6 protein-coding genes are annotated in these 6593 nt (G+C 63.4%); all 6 read right to left on the bottom strand.

The genetic code is table 11. The annotated features are described in order from the left end of the window. Positions 1-673 (bottom strand): carboxyl transferase domain-containing protein (locus MRY80_RS24880; RefSeq protein WP_293294164.1); only part of this gene is annotated, 673 nt, incomplete at its 3' end. A gap of 25 nt (positions 674-698) precedes the next feature. Further along, positions 699-1988: a TRAP transporter large permease gene (locus tag MRY80_RS24875; RefSeq protein ID WP_293294162.1), complete on the bottom strand. Its 1290-nt coding sequence runs from the start codon at positions 1986-1988 to the stop codon at positions 699-701. A gap of 75 nt (positions 1989-2063) precedes the next feature. Then, entirely contained in the window at positions 2064-3068 is a 1005-nt protein-coding gene (gene dctP, locus MRY80_RS24870; protein WP_293294160.1) for a TRAP transporter substrate-binding protein DctP, read from the bottom strand. 19 nt (positions 3069-3087) lie between these two features. Then, positions 3088-3591 carry a TRAP transporter small permease subunit gene (locus MRY80_RS24865; protein WP_293294159.1) on the bottom strand — a complete coding sequence of 168 codons (504 nt, stop codon included), beginning with the start codon at positions 3589-3591 and terminating at the stop codon, positions 3088-3090. Positions 3592-3666: 75 nt separating this feature from the next. Continuing rightward, positions 3667-4806 (bottom strand): MaoC family dehydratase N-terminal domain-containing protein, encoded by a 1140-nt coding sequence (locus tag MRY80_RS24860; protein ID WP_293294158.1) that lies wholly within the window; start codon positions 4804-4806, stop codon positions 3667-3669. A 37-nt stretch (positions 4807-4843) separates the two neighbouring features. After that, on the bottom strand, positions 4844-6400 hold the full coding sequence (locus tag MRY80_RS24855; RefSeq protein ID WP_293294156.1) for an AMP-binding protein: 1557 nt from the start codon (positions 6398-6400) through the stop codon (positions 4844-4846). Positions 6401-6593 lie beyond the last annotated feature (193 nt).

Here is a 6593-nt window from a genome sequence, read left to right as displayed (position 1 = left end):
CGCCCGTCGCCTCCTTCACCAGCGGCGGACCGGCGAGGAAGATCGTGCCCTGTTTCTTGACGATGATCGTCTGGTCGCTCATCGCCGGCACATAGGCCCCGCCCGCCGTGCACGAGCCCATCACAACCGCGATCTGCGCGATGCCCTTGGCCGACATGTTCGCCTGATTGAAGAAGATGCGGCCGAAATGTTCCTTGTCGGGAAACACCTCGTCCTGGTTGGGCAGGTTCGCCCCGCCCGAATCCACCAGATAGATGCAGGGCAGCCGATTCTCCTCGGCGATCTCCTGGGCACGCAGGTGCTTCTTGACGGTGAGCGGATAATAGGTGCCGCCCTTCACCGTCGCGTCGTTGACGAGCACCATGCAGTCGCGCCCCTCGACGCGGCCGATGCCGGCGATCGCGCCGGCCGACGGAATGTCGTCCTCATAGACGCCCGAGGCGGCGAACAGGCCGATCTCCAGAAACGGCGAGCCGGGATCGAGCAGGCCGGCGATCCGGTCGCGCGGCAGAAGCTTGCCGCGCGCGACATGGCGCTCGCGCGAGGCCGGCGAGCCGCCCGCCATGACGCGCGCCGCTTCCGTAGCGATCGCCGAACACTGCTCCTCCATCGAAGCCGCATTCGCCGCGAAATTCGAAGACCCATGCGCCATCGCGCTTTCCAGCTTGCTCATGATCGTAAATTCCGTACCGGGCCGTTCAATGCTTCATCAAGCTCGGCAGAAAGAGGGTGATTTCGGGAAATGCGATCAGGATACCGAGGATCGCCAGATCGACGACGATGAAGGGAACGATCCCTCTGAACACGGTTCCCAGCGGGACCTTGGTCTGCCCGGCCGTCACATAGGCGTTGAGGCCGAGCGGCGGCGTCAGCAGTCCGATCTCGACCGTCTTCGTCACGATGATCCCGAACCAGATCGGGTCGAAGTCGAGCGCCATGATCGCCGGGAAGGCCAGCGGCATGGTCAGCGACAGGATGGCGAGCTGGTCCATGACCATGCCCAGCAGCAGCAGAGCGAGGACGACCAGCATAAGGATCGCGTAGGGCGGCAAGCCGGAGCCGTTGACCGCTTCCAGAACCGTATGGGTGATGCGGGTGAAGGCGAGATAGTTGGAAAAGATCGCCGAGCAGGCAACGATGGCGATGATCATCACCGTCGAGGCGATGGCTGCGCTGACCGCTGAACTGAACCCCTTGAAGCTGATGCTGCGCTGGGCGACCCCGAGCAGCAGCGCCCCGAACACGCCGAAGGCCGCGGCCTCGGTCGGCGAGGCAAGCCCGCCATAAATCGCCCCGATGACCAAGACGATCAGCACTGAAATGGGCCAGATGTGGCGAGATTCACCGATCGCCCGGCGCAGCTGGAGCGGCGGCCCCTTCGGCGCCTGATCCGTCGTGACGGCGATGAACTTGACGACCGCCGCGAGCCCGAGCGCAGTCAGCAGGCCCGGCACGAGCCCGGCGATGAACAGGCTGCCGATCGAGGTCTCGGTGAGAACCCCGTAGACGACGAGCACGATGCTCGGCGGAACCATGACGGCAAGCGTCCCGCCCACGCTGACCACGGCCGCCGCGAGCTGATCGCTATAGCCGTGCCGGCGCATTTCGGGGAACGCCGTCGCGCCCATGGCGGCAGCGGACGCCGTACTGCTGCCGACTAGCGCCGCGAGCAGCACCGAAGCCGCGATCGCTGCCATGGCAAGACCGCCCCTGAGATGCCCGATCCAGGCCTGGCAGGCGGTAATGGCGCGCCGTGTTACGTCTCCGGCCGTCAGCAGATGTGCCATCAGGATGAACAGCGGAATGGCCACCAGGATGAAGCCCGACGACGAGGTGTAATAGGTGCGCGCGAGCACCGACAGCGCCGGTTTTGGGCCGAGCTGAACGATGAGCCCGACGATCCCGGCCAGCCCGACCGCAAAGGCGATCGGCATGCGGATCAGCATGAGCGCGATCATGAAGAGCATGACAAGCAGCAAAGAGAGCATCGTCGATCCCGTGGATTGGGCGAAGGCGCCGCAACCGGCCGATGGCGGGTTACGGCGCCTTGTCCGCGATTGGCGTCAGTCGCTCGTCAGCGTCTTGTACTGCGCGACGACATCGGCGGCCTTGGGATTGCGTCCACCGATCCTTTCCAGCCACTCCTGCTGCGCGCCGGCAATCGCTTCATTGATGGCGGCGCGTTCCTCGTCGGTGAAGCTGTAGATGTCGATGCCATTGGCCGCCCATTCCGCGGTCAGCTTCGACACGGACTCGTCCTGCACCTTGGCGACATGCGCGGCCGCATCGGCGCCGGCCTTCGCCATGGCGTCCTTTGCCTCCTGCGAAAGACCGTCATAGCTGTCCTTGTTGACCACCATCACGAAGCTGTAGCCGCCGAAGGAGCCGTTGGTCGAAATGTGCTTGACCACTTCCTGAAGGTTGTAGCCCGGCACGGATGCGAGCGGGAACAGCACGCCATCGAGACGTCCGGTCTCGACCGCCGAATAGACTTCCGGCCCACCGATACTGACGCCGGCAGCGCCGAGATCGCGTGCGATCATCGCCTGGGTCGCGCCGCTGGTGCGGATATGCAGGCCCTTCCACTCGTCCGGCATGCCCAGCCGGACGTCCTTGGAGAGGATCTGGTAGGGCGGCAGCACGAAAGCGAAGATCGGCACCACGCCGGCTGCGAGCATTTCCCCGCGCAACGGACCGTCGGCCATCATGGTCTGTAGCGCTTCGGTGCCCTGCACCGCCGACGTATAGAAGCCGGGCAGGCCGACCACCGAGTTCAGCGGCAGTTCCTCGGCATGATAGATCGGCCCGATCAGGCCGGCATCGAGGATCCCGTTCTTGACCGCGTCGAGCATTTCCTTCGACTTCGCCGCCTGCTCGGCCGGGAAATGCTGGAAGGCCACCTCCCCGCCAGTCATTTCATTGACTTCGGCCATCCATTTCTGCGTTCCCTCCTTGGAGACGATATGGGTGGTCGACTGGAAATCGCCGAGGCGAAGTTCTGCGGCATTCGCCGGTATCAGGGCCAAGCCGGCAACCGCCGCCAGAAGGCCGAAAGCAAGGTTCTTCATTGGTATTCCTCCTCGATAACTAATGATGAGCGGTGGCGCTTTGCACGCTTCTTGTGGTTGTGGTTTCGAACAGCAGGCGCGCCGTGAGCACGGCGCAGCCGACGGGAACGGAGAGATAGGCCCAACCGAGAGGCCAATCGACGATGCCGAAATAGACCAGGTTCTCGGAAAGGGCGTGCGCGGCCAATTGGCCGGACATGATCGTGACGGCGACGAAGAAGATGGCGGCCGCAACCAGCATGAAGATACGCACTGCCGGCCAGAACGAACCGAATATTTCGGGCGTTATGAATTCCAGCGCGAGATGGCCCCCATCGCGGAAGACCCGCGACAGCGACAGCGTCGCGACCGCCGGCATCAGATAGAATTCGACCATTTCGAACTGGAACTGCAGCGGCGTGCTGAATAGCAGCCGGCCGAAGATGTCCCCGTTGATCAGGACAGCGATCAGCACCAGCGAGGCGCAGCCGAGCAGATGCAGCGCGTCCTCGATCCTGCTCAATAGTCCGTCCAGTCTTTGCACGGGACCTCCTCCCAAAGTCATTCCCGGGTCAGCGAAGCCATGGCGGACGCCTGATGACGCCCGCAATGCATTCGCCTAGCGGCTCGGCAGTTCGACGATGGCCGTGCCGATCGCCGAAAGTTCATCGTCCTGGTTGACGGCGCGCTGCGAGATCTCGACGAGATGCTTGCCGTTCTCGACGAATTTGCGCGTCACCTGGCCATTGATGAGCACGACGTCGCCCTCCGGATTGTGACGACGCACCTGGCTTTTCGCCTTGCGCAGGAAGCCGTCGTCGCCCATCCAGTTAGTGATCTGGTGAGTCAGCCACGAGCAGCGTTCCGGACCGTAATCATAGGCACCAGGCGCGCCGACCATCAGCGCGAATTCCTCTTCCCAATGCACCCGCTCGGGGCAATCGGGAATCCCGAAACGGTTCTTGATGCCGGCGCCCGGATGTTTCTGCTGCAACTGCCAGGCCAGCTTGTTGGCGCGGATATAGAGACCGCCCCAGCCCTGCGCGTAAGCAATGAAGCCGGTGACCGTCATCGGGCCCTTGACCATGGTCGGCAGGTCCTCGCCCTCGGCGACGTCCTCCCAGTAGAGCGTGTCGGCTCCGCGGATCTTCTCCTGCTCGTAATATTTGTAATAGGCGTCCAGTTCTTCCTGCGTGTAGACGCGCGGCGCACGCTCGCGCACTTCCTTGTATTTGGTGCCCTTCTCGCGTGCCTGGTCGCGGTCGGTGCGGAAGCACCAGCTGTCGGCCTCGGCGAGCATGTCACCGGTCCTCGCATCGAAGAAATCGACATGATAGATCTGCTGGATCGCGCGCCCGGCGAAACGGGTGTCGTGCTCGACGAGATCCTTCAGATAGGCCTCGGTGCGGATCTCCGTGTTGCGCGCAATCGGCTTGTGCCAGGTCCAGTCCGCGCCGGACCACATCGCATGCACGCCGGGCAGCCCGCCGACATAGCCGGAAATGATGCGGCTGGTCGCAAACAGGAAGCTCGGAAGCGCGATGACATCGCCGAATTTCGTGGTCTTCGCATAGTCGGGATCGCACCACAGCGGATTGTCGTCGCCGATGCCATGGGCGTAATGGCGGATGTTGTCGCGCGTCGCCTCATAGCACCACGGCTCGACCGTCTTTTCGATCTTCACCCCGATGCGCTGGCGCAGATCGGCGAGGCCCTCCTCGCTGATTTTCGGAAATTGCTTGTGTACGATCTCGTTCATGTGACCCTCTCGTTCAGGAACTCGCGAGGCGCGGCGGTCAGGCCGCGCCGGCTATTGCTTGCGCGACCTCGTCGCGCAGGATTTTTCGATTGACCTTTCCGGCCGGCGTCTTCGGCAGGCTGTCGACGAACTCGACCTGCCGCGGATATTCGTGGCGGCTCAGATTCTGGCGGACGAGGTCCTGGATCTCCTCGACCAGCCCCGAACGCTCCGCCCCGCGAAGGACGACATAGGCCTTGACCACCTGGCCGCGAACCTCGTCGGGCACCCCGATCGCGGCCGCCTCGGCGACGTCGGGATGCCTCAGGATCGCGTCCTCGATCTCGATGGCGCCGATGGTCCAGCCCGCCGAGATGATGACATCGTCGGCGCGGCCGCCATGATAGAAATAGCCGTCCTCGTCGACGCGCCCGAGATCCTTGGTCGGGAACCACTCGTCGCCCTTCCTGACCATCAGTTCGCCGATCTCGCCGGGCTTCGCGGGCCTGCCGTCGGCGTCCTGGACCTCGACCTCGACGCCCGGCACCGCCTTGCCCATCGCGCCGTCGCGCACTTCGAGATCGTCCGCGCCGGGATAGTTGGCGATGATCACCCCGATCTCGGTCGTGCCGTACATGGAACGCACCTTCACGCCGAAGACCCGTTCGACATAGGCGGCGGTCTCGCTGTCGATCGGCTCGCCGGTAAAGGTCAGCTTCTCGAAGCGATAGGTGAAATCCTCGGCGCGACCGCTGTTGCGCATCATCCGGTAGTGGGTTGCCGCGGCCGTGAGATTGGTGATCTCGAAATCCTGCAGCGCTTTCAAAAGGCGCACCGGATCGAACTTGCCGGAGAAGGTTCCCGTCGAGACGCCGAGCGCGAGCGGCGCCAGCGTGCCGTGCCATAGCCCGTGCCCCCAGGCCGGCGACGACGGACAGAAAAAGCGGTCGCCGGGGCGGATGCCGGTCGCATAGAGCGCTGCGACCATCAGCGTCACGATCGAACGATGGGTGTGCCTGACCGCGGCCGGCAATTGCCGCGTCGTGCCGGAAGTATATTGGAGTACCGCGAGGTCGTTGCCGGCGGTGTCCCACTCAAAGGTCGAGGGCAGATCGTCGATCGAGGCCAGAAAGGCGTCGTCGACCACCACCACGTCCAGATTGCCGGCCTCACGCGCATCAGCGGCCTTCTCGCCATTAGTGAACATCAGCTTCGGCTTGCAGTCTTCGGCGCGCAGGCGAATGCCTTCGGGCCCGAACAGCGTGAACATCGGCACGGCGACGGCGCCCGCCTTGATGGCCCCGAACAAGGCGCAATAATAGCCGAGAGACGGCTCGAGCATGACCGCGACGCGATCGCCCTTCCCGACGCCACCGCCGGTCAGATAATGCGCGAATTGCGAGGAGCGCCGGCCGAGCTCGGCAAAGGTGACGATCTCGTCGCGACCGTCCGCATGCGCGATGCGCAGCGCGACATTGCCGCCATCCACATGCCGGTCGATGCATTCATGGGCGATGTTGAACCGTTCGCGCGTCCCGTCGAAGAGCGCCCAGAGAGCCTCCTTCGAATAGTGCGTGTGCGCATCCGCATACGACGTGTAGTCGGTCAGCTTCACGACGGTTCTCCTCCACTCTCATCGTCGGTCGGGCAGACATTAGTGATCGGCGCAATTTGTTGTCAATACGCTTTTTTATTGTCTATATACAACATGAGCAAAATACCCCGGCGCAAGCGCGCCTGTTTGGAAAGCCCTGCCGAATAAAGACGCAAACGATTGATATTAATGTATTATTTTACCCCCCTCTAGG

The sequence above is a fragment of the Oricola sp. genome (genome assembly GCF_022763245.1).
Taxonomy (GTDB): domain Bacteria; phylum Pseudomonadota; class Alphaproteobacteria; order Rhizobiales; family Rhizobiaceae; genus Oricola.
Note: the sequence above shows the minus strand (reverse complement) of the source record. Positions and strands in the feature narration are given on the sequence as shown.